Raw genomic sequence first — 19,002 nt, 5'->3', positions numbered from 1 at the left:
GGCCGTGCCCTGGCGGCGGTGCACCGGATGGTCGTTCGGGGGAGTGCGGGGAGTGGGGGGTTCGGGGCGGGGAGCTCGCGGGGCGGTTGCCCGGAACGTGGGCCGCCGGGCCCGGCGGGGGCCGGACGTGCGTGCGGGCGGCCCGGGTGGCGGGCCGCCCGCACGGTGGCTCAGGCCAGGTTGTCCACGGCCTCGCGGACCTGCTCGATGATGTCCTGGGGGATCGGGGCGTAGTCGATCCCGGCGAGCGAGTTCTGGCCGTCCTCACCGGCGGCGTACGTGAGGAAGGACTTCATGGCCTCCAGCGTCTCGGGGTCGTTGCCCTTGTCGCAGGCGATCTCGTAGGTGACCAGGATGATCGGGTAGGCGCCGGCCGCCGAGGTGGAGTAGTCCAGCTCCATGGCCAGGTCGCCCTCGGCGCCGACGACCTTGCCGGCGGCGATGCCGGTGGAGGAGTTCTCGACGGTCGCCTCCACGGGTTCGCCCGCGCCGGTGTCCAGCTGCACCGTGCGGAGGTCGTTGCCGGAGGCGTAGGACAGCTCGAAGTAGCCGATCGCGCCGTCGGTCTGCTGCACGTTGGTGGCGACACCGGCCGAGCCGTTCGCCGACTGGCCGCCCTGGGCGGCCCACGCCTTGGCGGGCTCGTAGGGGTAGTCGTCGGGAGCGGCGACCGAGAGGTACTCGGTGAAGTTGTCCGTGGTGCCGGACTCGTCCGAACGGTGGAAGGCCTGAATCTTGGTGGCGGGGAGGTCCGCGTCCGGGTTCAGCTCCGCGATGGTCTCGTCGTCCCAGCTGTCGATCTTCGAGTCGAAGATCTTCGCGAGGGTGGGCGCGTCCAGGACCAGGTCGTCCACACCGGACAGGTTGTAGCCGACGGCCACCGGGCCGCCCACCATGGGCAGGTTCACGGCCTTGCCGCCGTCCTTGCAGACCTTCTTGGACTCGGCGACCTCGTCCTCCTTGAGGGCGGAGTCGGAACCGGCGAAGGCCGTCTTGCCCTTCAGGAACTCCTGGATGCCCGCGCCCGAACCGGTCGGGTTGTAGTTGACCTTCGTCTCCGGACAGGCGGCCTGGTAGTCCTGCACCCAGGCGTCCACCGCGTTCTTCTGGGCGCTGGAGCCGGAGGCGAGCAGGTTGCCGGAGCCCTGGCACTCGACGCTGTCGGCCACGTCGTTCGGCTCCGTGCCGCCCACACCCGTGTTGTCGTCAGAGCCGCAGGCGGACAGGACCAGAGCACTGGTGACCGCGAGAGCGCCGACGGACAGGGTGCGAAGCCGGTTCGTGCGCTGAAGCTTCACTTCGGTTCAGTTCCTTCCTGAGCCCGCCGGCGAGGAGCGGCAAGCGGTGGATGTCTCTTCGTTCTCCCGGCCGGTGGTGCGGTGCCGGCTGTGTGGTGCGGTCCTGCCCGAGGTGGGGGACTCGCACGTTGTACTCCTGAAACTAGGCAGATCAGGTGAAGCGCCCGACGGGTGAGAGTGAACGCAAGGTGAACCTCGGCCGTCGGCGCAGTTTCCAGGGGTGGAGGTCGGGGCGTATTGCTGCGCTGGGTGAGCGAAGGGTGGCGTGCCGTGTCCGCCCGTCGTTCGGCCGGTGGTCCACGGGGTTCGGCTGCGGGTCGGTGCGGGTGCGGTGCTCCGGGTCGGCTGAGGGTCGGTGCCGGGGCGGGTGATGCGGAGCCCCGGGCGCGGTCGGTGCGCGGGGTCAGCCTGTCACGGCACTGGGCCGGCGTCCTGTCGCCGGGGCGGTGCCGAGGGCCGTGCGGGGCCCGGGGCGGCCGGGCGCGCCGGGCCGACCGGTGGCCGCGCCACCGGTACTGCGCCCGACCGACGCGCGCCCGCCCGTCGTCACGAGCGGGTACGTGTTCACCCGGTGTCCCTGTTGCAGTGCCGCGCACCGTGGCACGATCCGTCGGGGGTGTTGGCCAATGCCTCCGGTCCGGGGAGGAGTTCGCGGTGATGCGCAAGGGGGCGGTCCTCGTCTGCGCGCTCGGTCTGCTGGCTGCGCCGACCCAGCAGGCGTTCGCGGCAGCACCCGCGGCGCGGTCGCCGGAAGCGCCGCGGCTGCGCGCGGCCTCGCAGGTGCCGGGCGCGCCGCAGCCCTCGCCGTCGGCCGACGCGTCCGACGTGCCCGGGACGGGGCCGGGGCAGCCGGCCCCGGCCCCCGGACGAGGGCGGGGCCGGTGAGGACGGGCCGGACGAGAGTGGTGCGGGCGAGGGGGCCGCGGAGGCGAAGCGGCTGGAGGAGCTACGAGCCCGGATCGAGGACCTCCACGACGAGGTCGGCTCCACGACCGACGCGTACAACGCCGCCGCCGGGAAGGTGACGAAGCAGCAGCGGGTCGTGACCCGCCTCAACCGGGCCATCGCCCGCAACCGGAACGACCTGACCGGGAACCGGGCCGTGCCGGGGCGGATGGCCCGTGCGCAGGACTGCAGCGGCGGCATGCCGCCCGGTTCCCGGATCTTCCTGGACGGTGACTCCGACGCGTTCCTGGACTCGCTCAGCCTGCTGAACAAGGGGCAGTACGCCACCGTCGGCATCATCCGGGAGCTCGGGGAGGCCCGCACGGAGCTGGACGAGCAGTCCGCGCGGGCCGAGAAGGAGTGGAAGAAACTGGAGGCGCGGCGCACGAGGCAGGCCGCGGCCAAGAAGCGGGTCGAGGGCCGGCTGGAGCGTGCCGAGAAGCTCGAATCCGAGCTGGCCGCCGCCGAGCGCGCGCAGCTGCGCGCGCTGGAGGTCCAGACCTCGTACCAGCGGCAGTTGCGGTGGCTGAAGAGCGGACTGCTGAAGGAGATCGACGGCAAGGCCTCGGAGCAGGGCAAGAAGGCCCTCGCCTTCGCCACCGCGCAGATCGGCAGGGACTACGAGTGGGGCGCCACCGGTCCGGAGACCTTCGACTGCTCGGGCCTGACGCTGCGGGCCTGGGAGGCCGCCGGCACCACGATCCCGCGCACCTCGCAGGAGCAGTGGGAGGGGCTGGCAAGGATCGACATGGAGCAGATGCGCCCCGGCGACCTCATCATCGACAAGAACGGCGCCAGCCACGTCGGGATGTACGTCGGCGAGGGCACCATGGTGCACGCGCCGCGCACCGGTCGGCAGGTGCGCATCAAGGGTGTGGGCGCGCTCCCCGTCTTCGGCGTGGTCCGCCCCGACGCCGAACCGGCCGGCGAGGGCGAGTCCTCCGGGGCCCGCCCCTGAGGTACGTGAGGGCGAGCGTGCGGGCGGGCGTACGGGCGCGAAAGGGCACAGCGGCGGCGTTGTACGCCCGCCGCACGCCGGTATCGGCGCGGGGCCCGGAAGCCGCGCGGGGCCGGTCCGTCCCGGGCGCCCGGGGGCTTCGGCCCATTGACCGGAAGACGCGGATCCGCCTCTTCCGGTTGTGAGCCTCGGCATATGCCGTTGCTCACGCTCCGAGAAGGATTCCGCTTCGGCGCACCCTGCGGCTAGGGTCACCTGCGGCATGCCGGAAGGCGTGCCGCAATGCCCTCGGGGGGAGGGAAGAGGAAACCTTGATGTCCGTGCCGTCAGGTGACGAGACGAAGGCGGCGGCAGCCGTGCCTGCGGTGACGCTGCCGCGGCAGGCGGACACCCTGCTCGTCATCGAGACCGACCCCGCGGGGGCGCCACCGCTCCCCGAGATGCTGAACGCCTACGGCGCACGCGTCCGTATCCGCACCGCGCGCAACATCACGGAGGCCGAGCGCCTCCTCACCGACGAGGTGCACTGCATCCTGCTCGACCTGGCGATGGGCGAGCTGGACCTGCTGCACGAGGTGCTGCGCCTCGCCCCGAACCACGCGGTGCTGGTGCTCACCGGCGAGGCGGATGCCGAACGGGCCGCCGAGGCCGTCCGCATCGGCGCCCAGGACTACCTGTTCCGGGACGAGCTCGACGACCGGCTGCTCGGCCGCGCCATCCGGTACGCGGTCGAACGCAAGCGGTCCGACGCCGCCCAGCGCCAGCTCACCGAGTCGCGCCTGCGGGCACAGGAGAACGCCAGACTGGAACGCGGGCTGCTCCCCACGCCACTGCTGAGCGGCAGCGACCTGCGGTTCGCCGCCCGCTACCGCCCCGGCCGCTCCCGCGCCCTGCTGGGCGGGGACTTCTACGACACCGTCCGCACCGCCGACGGCACCGTGCACGCCATGATCGGCGACGTCTGCGGCCACGGTCCGGACGAGGCGGCGCTGGGCGTGGAACTGCGCATCGCCTGGCGGGCCCTGATCCTCGCCGGGCTCTGTGGCGACCACCTGCTCGCCACCCTCCAGCAGGTGCTGGAGCACGAGCGGGGCAGCGAGGAGATCTTCGCGACGATGTGCATGGTCGACATCGCGTCCGACGGCCGGCGCGCCGGGGTCTGCCTGGCAGGCCACCCGGCGCCGCTGCTGGTGGGCCCGGCCGGCCCGCGGTTGCTGCCCGAGGACAGCGCCGGACCGGCGCTCGGCCTGCTGCCGCGCGCCCGGTGGCCCCGTACCCAGGTCGAGCTCGGCGGCCGGTGGAGCCTGCTGATGTACACCGACGGGCTGATCGAGGGCCGCACCGGGGAAGGACGGGAGCGCCTGGGGCAGGACGGCATGCGCCGGCTGACCGCAGCGCAGATCGCCGCGGGCGCCGACGGCGAGGCTCTGCTGGACGGCCTGCTGGGCGACGTCACCGAGCTCAACGGCGGCGAACTGGCGGACGACGTCGCCGTCCTGCTGCTCGCCCGCCACTGACCGCCCGGGGCCGCGACCCGTGGCCCGGCGGCCGTCGTCTGTCGCCCGCCGTCTCCCTCGCCCGTCGTCCGTTCCTCGCCGGTCGCCGGGCGCCCGGAGGCTGCCTCAGCGCCCGCCGTTGGGCGGGCCGTACGGGCCGTCGCTGCTGCTGCCGCGGAACGGTCCGCCCTTGCCCCCGCCGGAGACCTGGATCACCGCGGGCCGCACGTCGACCATGTAGACGATGTTCGCGATCACACCCGCGATCATCAGGAAGAAGAGCTGGAGCGGCAGCAGATGCACCGCCACCGTGACCCCCAGGAGGATCAGCCAGAACTTCTTGGTCTTCTTGTCGGCGGCGCGGAACGCGTCCTCCCGGCGCAGCATCGCGTCCACGAAGCAGAAGATCGCGAACACCATCAGTCCGAGGAACACAAAGCCCATCAGACTGTTGAAACCACTCAGAAGCACGCCGGCCACCACCCTGAAGAAGACTTGTTACGGACACCCACGCTACCGGTCCGGGAGTCCGGGCAGGCAGAAGACGCCCGGACCCCCTCGGTGCGGGCCCTCGCACCCGTGGCCACCACGGCCGCCGCCCCGGAGTGCAGGGGGCGGCGCCACCGCGGGGTTCAGGAACCGGACTTCGGGGTGCTCTTGCTGCTGGCCGCGCCGGGGCTCTTCTTCGCCTCGGTGGTCTTCCCGGCCGAACCGCTCTTCGGCTCCGACTTCGCCCGGGCGGCCTGCGACCGGGTGCCGGACTGGTTGATGCCGGACTGATTCTTCACCCCGGTCGAGGAGCTGCCGGCCTTCGAGGTGCCGGTGCCGGCCGAGGAGGTCGAGCCGGCGGCGGGCCGCTCGGAGGCGGCGGGTTCGCGCTCGATCGTCGCCTCGTAGGTGACCTCGTTGGCGTTCGCCTTGCTCCGCCAGGTCTCCACGGCGACCTTGCCCTGCTCGGCCAGCGTGTCGTAGCCCTCCTTGGCCTTCACGGCGGCCTCGGCGGCGTAGCCCACGCCCTGGAGCGCGTAGTGCTGGGCCTGCTCGCGCAACTTCTTGATGTCGGAGTCCAACGTGGCGAGCGCGCCCTGGAACCGGTCCTGGACCTGCGACTGCACGACCTTCGGGTCGGCCTCCCTGACCTTCGCCAGCTTCGCGAGCTGCTCGGGGGCCTCGGTGCGGACCTTCTCGATCACACCGGCGGCGAAGTAGAGCGGCGTCGGGCTGGTGATCGTCTTGCGGAAGTCGGTGGTGTCGGGCATGGAGTGCCTCCCGGGCTGCTCTATGGGGTGGTCCTGGGGGTGGTCTTGACGTCGTCGTCCTCGGTGGCACCGTTGCCGTTCTGGGTGCGGAACGACGCGTAGATCTGGAGCAGCGCCTGCTTCTGCTGCTCGTTGATCGACGGGTCGGCCAGGATGGCGGCGGGGACCTCGGTGTCCTCCCGCTCCCGCTCGTCGAGCATCCCGGCCCGCACGTAGAGCGTCTCGGCGGATATCCGCAGCGCCTTGGCCAGCTGCTGCAGGATGTCCGCGCTGGGCTTGCGCAGCCCGCGCTCGATCTGGCTCAGGTACGGATTCGACACCCCGGCCGCGTCCGCGAGCTGGCGCAGTGAGAGCTGGGCGTTGCGCCGCTGTTCCCGAAGGAACTCGCCGATGTCGCCGGGGTGCAGTGAAGCCATGACCCCCACCATGCCTCGCGGCGCTAACTTTTGCAAGCATGTGCTTGCAAAAGTGTTCTTCTGTGGTGGTGGAGGTGTGTGACTCGCAGCGATAACTGTCACTTCGCAGGGGTATCTGTTACCAGCCGCCCGTAGCCGACCAGCGACTGCGGCTGAGTAGGATGGTTGTCATCCGAGCAAGACACCTGTGACCAAGGATTGCCCTGTGTCGGTCAACTCGGCGCGTGCCACACCCTGCCGTAAGCCTGCGCAAGGGGCGCGCAACCCCGCGTCCCGCAGGCAAGCGGCAAAGCCGCTCGTATGGCTTCTCCGATCCTTAGTAGCTGTTGTCGTTCCGATCTTGAGCGGTGTCCGTCGAACGGGAGTCCCGATTGGGTGGTCGCGAGATGTTCGGCGCGTACGAGTAGGGCCTCCTGAACAGCTCGTTGGTGTCGAATCACCGAGCAACATCAGGAGGCCCTGGTGCCGCAGTCTTCCGTGCCGATGTCCGGGCAGTCCACCTTGGTCACCCGGGAGTGTGACTGTCTGGCTCACCGGTTCGGAAACGCTGCCGACAACGGGATGCGGCAGCCGCGTTATCCGACGGACATGACGGACGCGGAGTGGGCGGCGGTACGGCCGCTGCTGCCGGTGCCTGGCTGGATGCGTGGCCGGGGAGGGCAGCCGGAGGCGTACTGCCACCGGGCGATACTTGATGCGATCCGCTACCTGGTCGACAATGGCATCAAGTGGCGGGCGATGCCTGCCGACTTCCCGCCCTGGGACCGGGTCTACGTGTTCTTCCGCCGCTGGCGCGGCCACGGCCTGGTCAAGGAATTCCACGACCGGTTGCGCGCAGGGATCCGCGAGAGGGACGGGCGCGATACGGAGCCGACGGCCGGGGTGATCGACTCGCAGTCCGTCAAGGCGGACGCCGTCGTCGGCGTGGACAGCCGCGGCTTCGACGGCGGCAAGCTGATCAACGGGCGAAAGCGGCACGTCGTGGTCGACACCCTCGGCCTGCTGCTGGGCGTGATGGTCACCGCCGCGGATGTCGGCGACCGCACCGCCGCCCAGGTCCTGCTGCGGCACGTCACCGACGCGCACCACCAGTTGGAGCTGGTCTGGGCCGACGGAGGCTACACCGGCCCCTCGTCGCCCACTGCCTCACCGCGCTCGCCCTGGTCCTGGCCATCGTCAAACGCAGCGACGACCAGAAGGGGTTCGTGGTCCTGCCCAAGCGGTGGCTCGTCGAGCGCCTCTTCGCCCACCTGATGCGCACCCGCCGCCTGGCCCGCGACTTTGAGCGCCGCACCACCAGCGCCGAAGCGATGGTCTACTGGTCGATGACCCTGCTCATGACGCGCCGCCTGGCCCGGCCACATCCTGCGCGAGCGTGAACCGGCCCGGCGCGGGCTCGGCCAGCCAGCCCCGCGCAACCAGGCGCTTCGCCTTCGACCGCAGTGCCTCCACTCGTGCCGGCACCACGTCCATGCCGAACGCCGCGGTCATCTCCTGGCAGGTCAGCGGCCCTTGACGGAGCCGGACCCGGTCCGCGAGCGCCGTGAGGATGCGCTGGTAGTCGGCCGACAGCACCGACCGGGCCAGCCCCTCACGCCACATCGGGACCTGCGACTTCGTCTTCGCTGCCTCCGGCAGCTGCGGCGTCTTTCCGGACTGCTCCTCGGCAGTCGGCGCGGTCCCCTCGGCCCGGGCGGGGTCCTGCTCGCTCTCGTTCACCGGGGCCAGCACCTCGCCGACCCGCGAGCAGGCGATGGCCCACTCCTTCCATTCCCGCTCGGCCACGGCCAACTCGGCCTGGACACGGTCGGCTTCCTCCCGCAGCTCGTCAACACGACGGCGAGCACCCAACTCACGCTGTTCCAACAGCCCAACCACCGACGGCATCCACGACCTCCCGGGCAACGACAGCACGACAGGCCACAACTCCCACGGGATCGCCGACCCTATGCCCGACCAGCGGAAACGCAGTCCTCACGACCGGAAAGACAACAGCTTCTTAGAGCTCGTAACAAGATCTTGTTGAGACGTCCTGGTCAGGCGTGACCGGTCGGGTGCTTCTGCCGTTCGTGTGGGTGTGAGTACTCGGCCGTGGACCGTGGACGACGACTTGTGGGCGCTGATCGAGCCGTTGTTGCCTCCGTGGCCTGAGCGGTTGCCAGGGCCGCGGCCGGTGAACTCGACTGGTCACGTGCGTGCGTGGACGGCTCCTACATCCGGGCAGCCGACACCGGCCCGTCGCCGGTCGACCGGCGCAAGACGGGCATCAAACACCACCTGATCTGCGACGGATGCGGTACCCCCATCAAGGTCATCACCACCGCCGTCAACGTGAACGACGTTGCCCAGACCCTCGCCCTGGTCGACGGGATCCCGCCCGTCGCAGGCCGCCCGGGCCGGCCCGGCGCCCTACTCGGCGACAAGGGCTACGACTCCAACCCGAACCGGAACGCGCTACGCAAGCGACGGATCCTGCCTGTCATCTCGCGCAAGGGCTGCCCGAACATCAAAGGGATGGGCAAGCTCCGCTACGTCGTGGAGCAGACCTTCGCCCTCCTCCACCACTTCAAACGTCTCGCCATCCGATGTTCCGCGCCGAGCCGGCCGAGCTCCCCGGAGATCCCTCAGACAGGCGCCTTCCAGCGCCGCAGGACCGGCCGCCATCGACGCGCCTGCCTTCCCCCTGCGGGATCGCCCTCAGGGTCTACCTCACTGCCCTGTTCGTGGCCCAGCACGAAAACGCGGCACCTACCCGAGCAACCCCCTGCCCGTGAATGACATCGATACCGTGAGTTGGGTCGACCTGTTCGCCACTCCGTCAGAGCCGAGCCGGAAGGGCGACAGGAACTACGTCACCGTTCGCGATAAGAAGGTGCGGCAGCTACATAGCGCCATGGACCGCCTGTCCGGAGACGCCTTCCAACTTGTTCACTTGCCCAACGGAAACAAGAGCCGGGGCAAGTACGAAGGGTTCCAGCTCCTCCACGAGCACGGCGCCCCAAACGGAGGCGGCAGCAATCCCGACCGCTACATGGTGCCAGCGGAGGAGCGGACCCCGTCGCTGCCAGCAGGACTGTTCCACAACGGATGGATCCACCTGCTAGAGGACACCGAGATCAACTTCCTGCTGATGCTGGCGTGGCTCCACTTCCGGTTCGGTGCCCAGCCTGTGTTTGTCGCCAGCGACATGCGGCTCCGACAGTTTGGCCTCAGCAGGGACGCATACGAGGCACACCGGATGCTGAACCGGTTCGGCCTTGTGGATGTGGAAGAGGACCCTAACCGGGACTTCGATGGCTACCTCGTCACCGGGTACAACGAGGGGACCATGCCGAAACTCCATCGCTTCGTGCTTCGTCGCGAGGGCTTCGATGAGAAGGCCGTGCCCAAGATCCGCTCAGCAATCGACCGACGCTTGCGATGAGGAGGTCTGGTCGAGACTCGGGTCAATGGGGCAATGAGAGGCTGGGCTACGCACTCCGCTCGCCGTCTCGCCCGCGGCCGACGGCCGCCTTATCCGCGCGCTGCTCCCCGGCACCCCGCTGAACGGCGGTCTCTTCGCCGCGAAGCTGCAGATCTCTACCTGTAGCCGGGTGCCGCGGAGACGCCGCGCCCGGCAGGCCCGGACGCGGCATCTCCCTGATGCTCAGGTCAGCAGGAGGAGACGGACATGTTGACCAGGTGGAGGAGCTCGCGGACCAGCCCGCCGGCCAACGTGGCGGATGCGGCGTAGAGCGCTGCTTGTCCAAGGCCCTCGACGCGGCGGTGGCGGGCGCGTCGCCGCTTCGGGGCGGGGCGGTGCGTACGGTGGGACATGACGGTCTCCGTTCAGGGGATGAGTCGGCTGCCCCCGCACCGCGTGTTCCTGGCAGGGATACGGTGCGGGGCGCAGTTTCTGCTGACCCCAAGCCTTATGGCTGACGTGCGCTGAATGCAGCTTCCGAGGCTCGAATCTCGATGTAAGTTCGGCACCATGAACGGGAATCGGGCCACCACGTGGGTCGAGGGAACTTCGACCGATCTGGTAGCCGACGCGCTCGCGCTGGGCGTCAAAGCCAGCCCCCGGATGGTGACCTCCTGGGTCGAGGACGGCATGCTCGCCAACCCCGAGCCGCGCAAGACCAGCGCCTACGGCAGCGATCCGCGGATCTTCCCGCCCGAGCAACGAGAGTTGTTCACCAGACTTCTCGAGGCTCGAGAGCGCTCCCCGCTGGGGCGTATCCCGCAATGCTCCTTGATCCGCGTCGTGCTGTACCTGTGGCTGATCGACGACACGATCGTGCTTACCCCGCAGGCGCGCCGAGCCTGGCGTACCCATGCGCGCGCCGCCGGCCAGACGACCGCCGTCCGCCGAAGCCAGAACGTCCGCGCCATCGTCGAGCAACTTGCCCACCCCTCAGCCACCCTCAAGCAACGGCGCACCGCCCAGCTCGTCCTCGAGGAGGGCGAGCGGACCGGTCGGATCGATATCGACAGACTGACCTCGGTCCTCACGGAGTTGTACTCTCCCTGGCCAGTCCAGCCGGGCATGCCGAGGATCGAACGAGCCCTTCCCGGCCCGTTCGGGCCGATCTCCGCCCAGCAGCACATCGCCATGTGGAAGGCCCGCCAGCAAACCATCCGCCGCCTCCGGCACGAGGAGATCGACGAAACCGAGTTCGACCGAGTGCGCGCCGTCTACAGACCGATGTGGGCCGACTACCAGGACCGTCGGCCCGCCATGGCGACCATCGGCGACGGAGAGTTCGCCGCGTACTTCGCAGAGCCCGACACCATGGAGGGCCGCGCGATCGAGGCGGTCGATGCCTTTTTGGGAACACTCGCCGGCGAACTTGGGCTGATCGAAGCCGCGTCCCATGCCGCAGAGACGGCACGGCTCAGACTGGCGCGCTGACGGTCCTCGAGGTTGATCCGCCGCATCCTCTCCGAGGAAGCCGACTTCGCATGCCGCGACTCGGCTGAGGCCCACTGATCTCGGTCCTGTGGCTAGCCTGGAGCGGAATGCCGGGCGCCGTGCGGCCGCCCTATACGGCGGCCGCTACGGCCTGCCGGGCGATACGTGCCGGTCGAGCGGGGCGTATGCCGACGGTTCCCATGGAGGTGTCGGCGTGCCGTCCGGGTCCAGCCCGTACGGCCACAGTGTTTCCAGTATTTCGTCGGTGATGCCGTGGTCGACGGTCTGCCGGAGCAGGCGCTTCGCCCCTTCCCCGTCCCCGGCCTCCTCTCGCATCATGATCAGGCGATAGGGGGCTTCGGGGTCGTGATGGTCGGCGGCTTCCAGGGCGAGGGTCTCGGCGCTTTCCGGATCCCCTGCCGCCTCCCGGATTAAGGCCAGTTGAAACAGGGCGGCAGCGTTGCCATGGTCGGCGGCTTGCTTAAAGAGGCGCTCCGCTCCTTTCTTGTCCCCGGCCTCGTCCTGCCTCACGGCCAAGCGGTACAGGGCATCGCTGCTCCCATGGTCGACGGCCTGCCGAACGAAGTGCTCCGCTCCTTCCTCGTCCCCGGCCTTGTCCCGGCTCACGGCCAGGCGGTACAGGCCGTCGGCCCTGCCGTGGGCAGCGGCTTTCTGGGCCAGGGTCTCGGCGTCGTCCGGATCCCCAGCCGCCTCCCGCACGATCGTCAGGTGGAACAGGGCGATGGCGCTGCCGTGGTCGGCAGCCTGCCGGAGAAGGTATTCCGCCCTACCAGCCTCTTTCCGTCCCAAAGCCAAGAGCACCAGGGCACCGGTGCTGCCGTGCCCGGCGGCTTCCTGCGCCAGATTCTCGGCACCCTCCCGGTCCCCGGCGCGCTCTCGCATCAGCGCCAGGCGGGACAGGGCATCGACGTTTCCGCCGTCGGCGGCCTGCTGAAGGAGGGTTTGCGCCCCTTCCCTATCCCCAGCGTCGTGCAGCATCACAGCCAAGTCCTGCAGGGCCTCGACGTTGCCGCCGTCGGCGGCCTGCCGGAGGAGGCGCTTCGCTTCTCTCCAGTCCCCGTCCTTCTTTCGCAGGTCGGCCAGGAGGCGCAGGGCGTCGGTACTGCCATGGTCGGCGGCACGGTGGCTGAGGAGCTGAGCCCATTGCAGACGGTGGCGCTGCCCGGCTGCTTTGGAAAGGTTGTACAGGTCATCGGGGTGGGTGAGGCGGGTGTGGGCGGCGTGCCAGAAGGAGGCGGGCGGGCACAGTCGATTCCGGGTTGTGCGGCCGTGCTGTTCGAGGTAGTCGGCGAGCCGGAACACCAGCCCCGCAGGCGGTGAGGCAGGGGTGTCGGCACGAGGGGTGGGGATGGGCGGGCGTCGTGTGGTTCGGGCTGTTGTGCGGCGCAGGGGTGCCTGTTTGCCGTGGACGGGTTGAGCGAGGGTGGCGAACGCCTGTTCCGCCCAGTCGTCGGTGAGCTGGTCATAGTCGGTGTCGGTGAGGTAGTCGGTGGCGGCGTCGATGAGGAAGGCCTGCGGAAGGTGGAGGCCTACGCCGAGGCGGCGTGCGTCCATCGCGGCCTCCAGCAGCGCTCCGGCGGCTGGGCTTGCGTGCTGGTAGCGGTTGAGGAGTTCGGGGGCGCCGGCCAGGTCTTGGGTGATGCGTCCGTCGGTGCTGGCCCGGGTGAGGGCGTCGGCCAGCAGTTGGTCACCGCCCTTGGCGACGGCGGATGCGGCGGCCAGAGCCCGAGCGTCGAAGGCGTCGGGGACGGGCAGGGTGTGTCCGGAGAGCAGTTCCCGCACCCGGCTGTGTGGATCGTCCTCCTTCGGGGCGGGCAGGGCTGTGTACTGGTGCAGGTATTCGGGCCAGAGCGTGCCCAGTACAAGGACCGGCCCGCGCTCCGGGGTGACGAGCAGGTGGTGCACGGCCGCCGCGATCCGCTCACCGGCCGCCCGGTCGCCCAAATAGTGCTGGGCCTCGTTCAGCCACACCACCGTGCGGGGCTGAACCCGGTGCAGGTCCTCCAGCGCGGCCTCCGCGCGGGTTGGATCGAACGGATGCCACAGCCGCCATTCCTTCTCCGCGAGCGGCTGCACGGCTTCCCAGCAGGCCCGCGTCTTCCCCGTCGAAGAGGTACCCACCAGGATCACGATTCGACTGCGGCCGGCCGCGACGTCCCTGACCGCTTCGCCCAGCACCCGGTCATGCTCGCGGAGCACGTAACCGGGCAGGGCCCGCGTCCCGGTCGCACCAGCGTCGGAAGCGGTCCGTCAGGGCAGGCGTCTCTCCGCGGAGGAGTACGCCGGGCTGGGGCAGATGTACACCGCCGATCCCCGGTTCGCGGCGGTCTACGACGCCCATGGCGCCGGTACCGCCGAGTTCGTCCGGCGGGCGATGGAGGCGTACGCCGCGGACGAACTCTGAGCGGCGCCGGGCGGCAGGGGCGTGGGTGGCGGCCACCAGGGGGCAGGTGGCCGCTCCGGCCTGCCGCCGTACGCGGTCCGTTCCTGCCCGCCCTCGTGGGCGGTCCGCGCTACCCGGCGCCGAACAGGGCGAGCAGTTCCTGCTTTTCGAACATCCGGGCCGTCTCGATGGCACTCGGCGCTCCGGCCGTCGGGTCGGCACCGCCTTCGACGAGCGCCCGGACCACCTCGTCCTCGCCCTTGAACACCGCGCCCGCCAGCGGGGTCTGGCCGCGGTCGTTGGGCTTGTCCGGATCGGCGCCGCGTTCCAGCAGCGCGCGGACCGCCGCCGCGTGCCCGTGGTAGGCGGCCAGCATCACGAGCGAGTCACCGCTGTCGTTGGTGAGGTTCGGCGGTACGCCGGCGTCCACGTAGGCGGCGATGGTGTCGGTGTCGCCGTGCCGGGAGAGATGGAAGATCTTCGCTGCGAGCTGGAGCACCTCGGGGTCGTGCGCGGGCTCCTCTGGCATGGTGAGACCTCCTGCTGCTCGGTAACTCGTACGGTCCGTCCGCGGGCGCCGTGCGGACCGTCACACCCTACGCAGGTGCCCACCGGGACGGTGTTCAAGCAGCCGCAGCGGCGTCGGCGTGGCGGCGGGGCCACCCGGGGCGCCCGCTCAACGGAAGCGGGGGACGTTGACGATCTCCAGGACGTCCAGCAGGGAGCCGGTGACGTGCTCGGCTCCCGCCTCACGCAGCGCGATCTCCTTCGCCGGTGTGCGGGCGTAGCCGAGGAACGGCACCTCGGCCGACTTCGCCGCGTGCAGGTCGCGCGCCGCGTCGCCGATCATCAGCGCACGGTCCGGATGCGTGCCGGTCGACTCCAGTGCGCGCAGCAGGCAGTCGGAGTCGGGCTTGAGCCGGGTGGCGTCCGGCCTGCGGCCGTGCACGTGCCCGGCGAGGAGTCGGCCCAGTCCCCGGCTCGCCAGGTACCGTTCGACGGCCTCGGGTGCGTTGTCCGTGGTGACGGCGAGCCGGTGGCCGGTGGCGTGCAGGGTGCGGATCAGCCGGTCGGCGTAGGCGGTCGGCCACGCGGTCTCGGCCGCCTCCCACTCCTCGGCGCTCAGCGCCTCGGCCACCGACCGCACCACCTCGTCCCCGTCGGGGTGGGAGAGCGCGGCGCGCAGGACGGCGTGCGGGCCGGCGGGAGCGGACGGTGTCAGGTCCGCGCCGTGCCGGTCGGCCGCGGCGCACAGCGCCGCGGCGACGCCGCGTGCGGGCCTGCCCGCGAACAGCCGGCACACCGGGCCGTCGAAGTCGAAGAGCACGCATTCCGCCGGGACGAGGAGGTTCCGCATGATTCTCGTTTCTGCCGTGGCTGCTCGGAGCGGGTCCGAGGTGGGGCGAGTCCAGCATCATCTCCCGGGACGCGCGCGTACAGAGCGCCGCCACCTGTACACCGCTTCCTCCGTCGGAGGAGGGCGGGCAGGCCCGGGGCCCGGCTCCCGCTCGCGAGGGCGGTCCGCGGGCCGCTCAGGCGGTGCCGAAGTCCGCTTCCTCGGCGGCGACCGTGCCGGCCTTACGGCCCGGCGCCGACTGGCGGCTCCAGTGCAGGTTGGTGTGCGCGACGACCTGGGCGGGCGCCGGCGCTCCCCAGGCGGTGAGGTCCTCGGTGGCGTGGGCGTCACCGACCAGGGTGGCGTCGTACCCGCGGGCGAACGTGCCGTGCAGGGTGGACCGGGCGCACGCGTCGGTCTGCGCGCCGACGACGAGGAGCCTTCCGACTCCGAGGCCGGCCAGCACCTCCTCCAGCCGGGTGTCCTCGAAGGAGTCGCCGTACGTCTTCTCCACGAGCGGCTCCTCGGGGGCCGGGGGCCGGGGGCCGGGGGCCGGGGGCAGCTCGGGCACGATCCGCCACGCGTCGCTCCCGTGCACCAGCTCCTCGTCGGAGTGCCGGACCCACACGACGGGCGCCTGCTCGCGCCGCGCCCGCTCGGCCAGGCCAACGATGTTCGCGACGACCGGGGCGCGTTCGTACGCCTCCTCGACGACGCCGTTCTGCACGTCCACGACTGTGCGTACCGCGGCGGCGCGGGCGGCGGGGCCTCAGAGCCCGGGCTCCCGCCGGTGAGGCAGGGGGTCGTCAGAAGCTGTCCGGACACCAGGGGCGCCGGGGGGTGCGGAAGAGGAGGTCCATGCGGGCGGCCGCGCCCGGGTGCTCCTCGGCGACGCGGCCCAGCGCGACGAGCCGGGTCGCCGACTCGTCCCCGAGGCAGAGCGCCCCCAGCTCCCCGATGTCCATGCTCAGGTCCGGTTCCCCGCGGCTCGGCGCGCAGTGGGCCCCCTCGGGGCCTGCGTCCAGCGCGAACCGGCCCCCGGCCAGGCCCGCCGCGTCGTGCAGGTCGAGGACCAGCCGGCCGGAGGCGGGGTAGCTCCGGGACTGCAACAGCCGCGGCACGTCCAGCGGCCGCAGCCACAGGAAGTCCCCGTGGGTGGTGGTGCGCGCCGCGCGGGGGTCGGGCAGCAGCAGCGGCAGTACGTCGTCGGGCGCCCGGGCCTCGGCATGCAGCGTGCTCACCCAGTCGAGCGAGAGCAGGTGGCGCCACAACGACCGCTCCGCCGCCGGCGTCACCGCGGTCAGCCCGGTGACCTTGGCGGTCTCCTTCGGGAGCTTGCGGTCCCAGTGCTCGTCGACGGTGTAGGAGGCGAAGCCCTGCGCCTCGCCGCCCGCGTCCCGGTACACGACGTGGAAGGCGGGGACGAACCCGTCGTCCGGGTGGCGGCGCAGACCGGTGCCCTTCTCCCACCAGCGCGTGGTGCGGTCGATAGCCCCCGCGCTGCCCGGCAGCGTCCGGAACCGCTCGTGGCAGGCGGGACCCACCTTGCGCAGCTCCGCCGCGTCGACGAGTTCCAGACGGCCGCCCTCGGTGTCCGCGGTCCGCCGCGAGTCCAGACCGGCGCGCGGGACCTCCACCTCGAAGTCGCTCGTCCACGTGGCCGGACCGAAGCCGAAGCGGCCGTAGATGCGGTACTCGGCGGCGATCAGCGTCGCGCAGGCGTCGCCGCGCTCCTTGGCCACCGTCAGCCCGCTCCGCATCATTGTGCTGAGCAGGCCGCGCCGCCGGTGGGTCGCGGTGGTGGTCACCTGGGTGACGGCCGTCGCCGGGACCACGGCGCCGCCGGGAAGGGTGAGTTGCTGGTCGACGGTCCGGTAGGTGGCCACGCACCGACCGTCCTCGTAGCCGCCCTGCAACCGGGAGGGATCGACGCCCTCGCTGCGGAGCGCGAGCTCCTCGGGGGTCAGTGCGGAGGAGCGGAGGAAGCCCGTGGCGACGGCGCGGTGCCAGTCGTCCAGCTCGGCGGGGTCGGTGAGGTGGCGAATGGTGAGCGGCATTCCGGCAGGTTAGTTCCGGCCGGAGTGCCGCCGCATCCGCATTTGCCCGGCCCGCCGGCGGACGGGTCGGCGTGGTCCCCGGTGGACTCGTCGCGGCCCGTCGGCGTAATCCCCCGGCGGGTGCCGGCCGCGCGGTTCAGCAGACCGCCCGGATCTCCCCGACCGGACGGCCGCCGCCGAGCAGCGGGGCGTCCGCGAGCCGGGACAGGACGGGGGACTCGACGCCCAACTGCTCCAGGGTGCGGGCCAGTACCGGGCCCACCGCCCGCAGCGCACCGTCGTCCACCTTGAAGGCCAGCGCCCGCCCGTCCGAGAGCGCGACTGCCTGCACCGCCTCGGCGCCCACCTTGGACAGCGTCCCCGGGAGTGCGCGCATCAGCCAGGTGTCGGACCGGCGGGTGCCGGCCACGTACTCGGGGTGGCTGCGCATCGCGTCCGCCACCCGGCGCTCGGGGGTGCCCTCCCCGGCGCCGGCGAAGTGGCGGAAGGCACGGGCCAGACCGGTGAGGGAGAGGGCCGCGAGCGGGGCTCCGCAGCCGTCCGTGCCGAGGTGTGCGACGCGTTCGCCGGACGTCCGCTCCACGACCTCGACAACGAGCTTCTGGAGCGGGTGCCCGGGGTCGAGGTAGCTCGCGGTGGGCCAGCCGTTGAGCCGGCAGGCGGCCAGCATGGCGGCGTGCTTCCCGGAGCAGTTCATCGTCGTCGGCCTCCGGGTCCGGCCCGCGGCGAGGTAGTGCTCCGCCTCGGCGGGGTCGAGCGGCAGGTCGGGCGGGCACCGCAGGTCGTCCTCGGTGAGTCCGTGCTCGGCGAGCAGGGTGCCGACCAACTCCAGATGGAAGGGCTCGCCGGAGTGGCTGGCCGCGGCGAGCGCCAGGCGCTCCCCGCCGAGGTCCAGACCCGCGTGCAGCAGGGCGGCGGCCTGCATCGGCTTGTTCGAGGAACGCGGGTAGACGGGGCTGTCGACGTCGCCGAGTGTGCGGTCGACGGTGCCGTCGGCGGCGAGGACGACGAGCGAACCGCGGTGGTGCCCCTCGACGAATCCGGATCGGCGGACCTCGGCGAGCACGGGCGGGGTGGTTGACGGCATCGGCCGCTCTGCCTCCTTGGAAGGGACGACCGGCCGCCGCGGGGATCGCCCTTCGAGGGGGCCCGGCCCTGCCGGACGCCGCTCAGGCCAGCAGGTCGTCGACGTGCGCTTCGCCCTCACGATACCTGCGGGCGATCTCGGCGCTGCAGTCGTCGGCGGTGCGCTGAAGGTTCTGCCGGCGGCCCGAGATCTGCCGCTCGTGGCGCACCAGGCGGCCCATACCCTCCTGGAGCTGCTGCTCGCTGCGGGCGCCGAGGTCGGCCAGTTCGACGTCGGCGAGCATTGTCTCCGCGAGCCGCCGGTACTCGGCGCTCCGCGGCGTGCCCAGGGTCACGTGCCGGGCGGAGGCGCGGTGCCGGGTGGGGGCGTCGGCGAGGATCTCCGGCAGCCGGTCCACCAGCGAGGACGCCGGGTCCGCCCGGCGGGCGAGTTCGGCGCGCAGGATGTCGATCCGCCCCTGGAGCAGCCGCCGCAGGTAGCTGAGGTCGGCCTCCTCCTGCTGGGCGGAGCGGCGCAGCGCGCGCAGGGCCGGGAGCCCGAGGTGCGGCAGCTCGGACGCGGAGCCGCCGGACTGCCGGGAGGGGGCGTCCGCGTCCCGGCGCGAGACGCCCAGCGGCAGTCCGCCGTGCGGGCGCGGCGGCGGGGAGGAGCTGCCGGGGACCGACGAGCGGGCTCCCGGCGCCGCGAGCCCGCCCGGCGTGTGGTCCCCGGCGAGGCGGCCGCCCCCGGGAGTGCCGGCGGCGCCTCCGGGTGCCGCCCGGTCGGTGGGATGGTGTCCCGAACCGGTTGCGCTCATGTATTCGTCCCCTCGTACCTGTGGTGGCACTGTGTCGCTTCCTGCTGTGCTCCGTG

At 71.6% G+C, this 19,002-nt stretch carries 20 protein-coding genes and 1 pseudogene; 8 read left to right on the top strand and 13 right to left on the bottom strand.

All coding sequences use genetic code 11. The features are described 5' to 3' along the window. Positions 1-170: 170 nt before the first annotated feature. Positions 171-1,298, bottom strand: a complete 1,128-nt coding sequence (gene pstS / locus H300_RS0119210) for a phosphate ABC transporter substrate-binding protein PstS (RefSeq protein ID WP_028428711.1) — start codon at positions 1,296-1,298, stop codon at positions 171-173. 654 nt (positions 1,299-1,952) lie between these two features. Between pstS and H300_RS0119205 the strand changes: the two genes are divergently transcribed. The 3 genes from H300_RS0119205 (at position 1,953) to H300_RS0119195 (ending at position 4,718) form a co-directional block, all read left to right on the top strand. Then, positions 1,953-2,183, top strand: coding sequence for a hypothetical protein (locus H300_RS0119205; protein ID WP_158678399.1), 231 nt, complete (start codon positions 1,953-1,955; stop codon positions 2,181-2,183). Between the two features lie 157 nt (positions 2,184-2,340). Continuing rightward, positions 2,341-3,201, top strand: coding sequence for a C40 family peptidase (locus H300_RS27930; protein WP_486583948.1), 861 nt, complete (start codon positions 2,341-2,343; stop codon positions 3,199-3,201). Between the two features lie 314 nt (positions 3,202-3,515). Continuing rightward, the gene (locus H300_RS0119195; RefSeq protein WP_028428709.1) at positions 3,516-4,718 is read left to right on the top strand and encodes a fused response regulator/phosphatase; all 1,203 of its coding nucleotides are present in this window, start codon (positions 3,516-3,518) and stop codon (positions 4,716-4,718) included. A gap of 105 nt (positions 4,719-4,823) precedes the next feature. Here the strand turns inward: H300_RS0119195 and H300_RS0119190 are convergent, their stop codons facing one another. The 3 genes from H300_RS0119190 to H300_RS27920 all read right to left on the bottom strand — a co-directional run bounded on the left by H300_RS0119190 (position 4,824) and on the right by H300_RS27920 (position 6,372). After that, a complete protein-coding gene (locus H300_RS0119190) occupies positions 4,824-5,168 on the bottom strand; it encodes a DUF2516 family protein (protein WP_028428708.1) in 345 nt (114 codons plus the stop codon). 161 nt (positions 5,169-5,329) lie between these two features. Beyond that, on the bottom strand, positions 5,330-5,956 hold the full coding sequence (locus H300_RS29480; RefSeq protein WP_051270215.1) for a hypothetical protein: 627 nt from the start codon (positions 5,954-5,956) through the stop codon (positions 5,330-5,332). Between the two features lie 20 nt (positions 5,957-5,976). Then, positions 5,977-6,372 (bottom strand): helix-turn-helix domain-containing protein, encoded by a 396-nt coding sequence (locus H300_RS27920; protein WP_037981060.1) that lies wholly within the window; start codon positions 6,370-6,372, stop codon positions 5,977-5,979. 588 nt (positions 6,373-6,960) lie between these two features. On the opposite strand from H300_RS27920, the gene H300_RS27915 reads away from it, so the two are divergent. After that, positions 6,961-7,626 (top strand): IS5 family transposase, encoded by a 666-nt coding sequence (locus H300_RS27915; protein WP_486583947.1) that lies wholly within the window; start codon positions 6,961-6,963, stop codon positions 7,624-7,626. Between the two features lie 81 nt (positions 7,627-7,707). Here the strand turns inward: H300_RS27915 and H300_RS0119170 are convergent, their stop codons facing one another. Continuing rightward, complete coding sequence (locus H300_RS0119170) at positions 7,708-8,259, bottom strand: hypothetical protein (RefSeq protein WP_028428707.1); 552 nt, start codon at positions 8,257-8,259, stop codon at positions 7,708-7,710. A gap of 312 nt (positions 8,260-8,571) precedes the next feature. On the opposite strand from H300_RS0119170, the gene H300_RS30545 reads away from it, so the two are divergent. Both H300_RS30545 and H300_RS0119160 read left to right on the top strand, forming a co-directional pair. Next, positions 8,572-9,150: a transposase gene (locus H300_RS30545; RefSeq protein ID WP_078516139.1), complete on the top strand. Its 579-nt coding sequence runs from the start codon at positions 8,572-8,574 to the stop codon at positions 9,148-9,150. Then, a complete protein-coding gene (locus H300_RS0119160) occupies positions 9,143-9,796 on the top strand; it encodes a hypothetical protein (protein ID WP_028428706.1) in 654 nt (217 codons plus the stop codon). Before H300_RS30545 ends, H300_RS0119160 begins: the two co-directional genes overlap by 8 nt. A 227-nt stretch (positions 9,797-10,023) precedes the next feature. Here the strand turns inward: H300_RS0119160 and H300_RS31600 are convergent, their stop codons facing one another. Further along, complete coding sequence (locus tag H300_RS31600; RefSeq protein ID WP_158678398.1) at positions 10,024-10,188, bottom strand: hypothetical protein; 165 nt, start codon at positions 10,186-10,188, stop codon at positions 10,024-10,026. A 157-nt stretch (positions 10,189-10,345) separates the two neighbouring features. Here H300_RS31600 and H300_RS0119150 point away from each other — a divergent pair, with 157 nt between their 5' ends. Then, the gene (locus H300_RS0119150; RefSeq protein WP_028428705.1) at positions 10,346-11,266 is read left to right on the top strand and encodes a hypothetical protein; all 921 of its coding nucleotides are present in this window, start codon (positions 10,346-10,348) and stop codon (positions 11,264-11,266) included. A 144-nt stretch (positions 11,267-11,410) separates the two neighbouring features. On the opposite strand, the gene H300_RS27905 is transcribed toward H300_RS0119150, so the two are convergent. Further along, on the bottom strand, positions 11,411-13,465 hold the full coding sequence (locus H300_RS27905; protein WP_158678397.1) for a tetratricopeptide repeat protein: 2,055 nt from the start codon (positions 13,463-13,465) through the stop codon (positions 11,411-11,413). A gap of 97 nt (positions 13,466-13,562) precedes the next feature. Here H300_RS27905 and H300_RS30540 point away from each other — a divergent pair. Then, positions 13,563-13,691, top strand: a pseudogene (locus H300_RS30540) (TipAS antibiotic-recognition domain-containing protein); the annotation flags it as partial. A 109-nt stretch (positions 13,692-13,800) separates the two neighbouring features. On the opposite strand, the gene H300_RS0119135 reads toward H300_RS30540, so the two are convergent. The 6 genes from H300_RS0119135 to H300_RS0119110 all read right to left on the bottom strand — a co-directional run bounded on the left by H300_RS0119135 (position 13,801) and on the right by H300_RS0119110 (position 18,946). Then, positions 13,801-14,199, bottom strand: coding sequence for an ankyrin repeat domain-containing protein (locus H300_RS0119135; protein ID WP_028428704.1), 399 nt, complete (start codon positions 14,197-14,199; stop codon positions 13,801-13,803). Between the two features lie 147 nt (positions 14,200-14,346). Then, the gene (locus tag H300_RS0119130) at positions 14,347-15,027 is read right to left on the bottom strand and encodes an HAD family hydrolase (protein WP_037981044.1); all 681 of its coding nucleotides are present in this window, start codon (positions 15,025-15,027) and stop codon (positions 14,347-14,349) included. Positions 15,028-15,202: 175 nt separating this feature from the next. After that, complete coding sequence (locus H300_RS27900; protein ID WP_486583946.1) at positions 15,203-15,733, bottom strand: isochorismatase family protein; 531 nt, start codon at positions 15,731-15,733, stop codon at positions 15,203-15,205. A gap of 79 nt (positions 15,734-15,812) precedes the next feature. Then, a complete protein-coding gene (locus H300_RS0119120) occupies positions 15,813-17,063 on the bottom strand; it encodes a GNAT family N-acetyltransferase (protein WP_028428702.1) in 1,251 nt (416 codons plus the stop codon). A gap of 136 nt (positions 17,064-17,199) precedes the next feature. After that, positions 17,200-18,150: an asparaginase gene (locus H300_RS0119115; protein ID WP_028428701.1), complete on the bottom strand. Its 951-nt coding sequence runs from the start codon at positions 18,148-18,150 to the stop codon at positions 17,200-17,202. Positions 18,151-18,232: 82 nt separating this feature from the next. Further along, positions 18,233-18,946 carry an RsiG family protein gene (locus H300_RS0119110; protein WP_078516137.1) on the bottom strand — a complete coding sequence of 238 codons (714 nt, stop codon included), beginning with the start codon at positions 18,944-18,946 and terminating at the stop codon, positions 18,233-18,235. Between the last annotated feature and the right edge of the window lie 56 nt (positions 18,947-19,002).

This window comes from Streptomyces sp. TAA040 (genome assembly GCF_000424845.1).
This window is presented reverse-complemented; position numbering and strand designations above follow the sequence as displayed.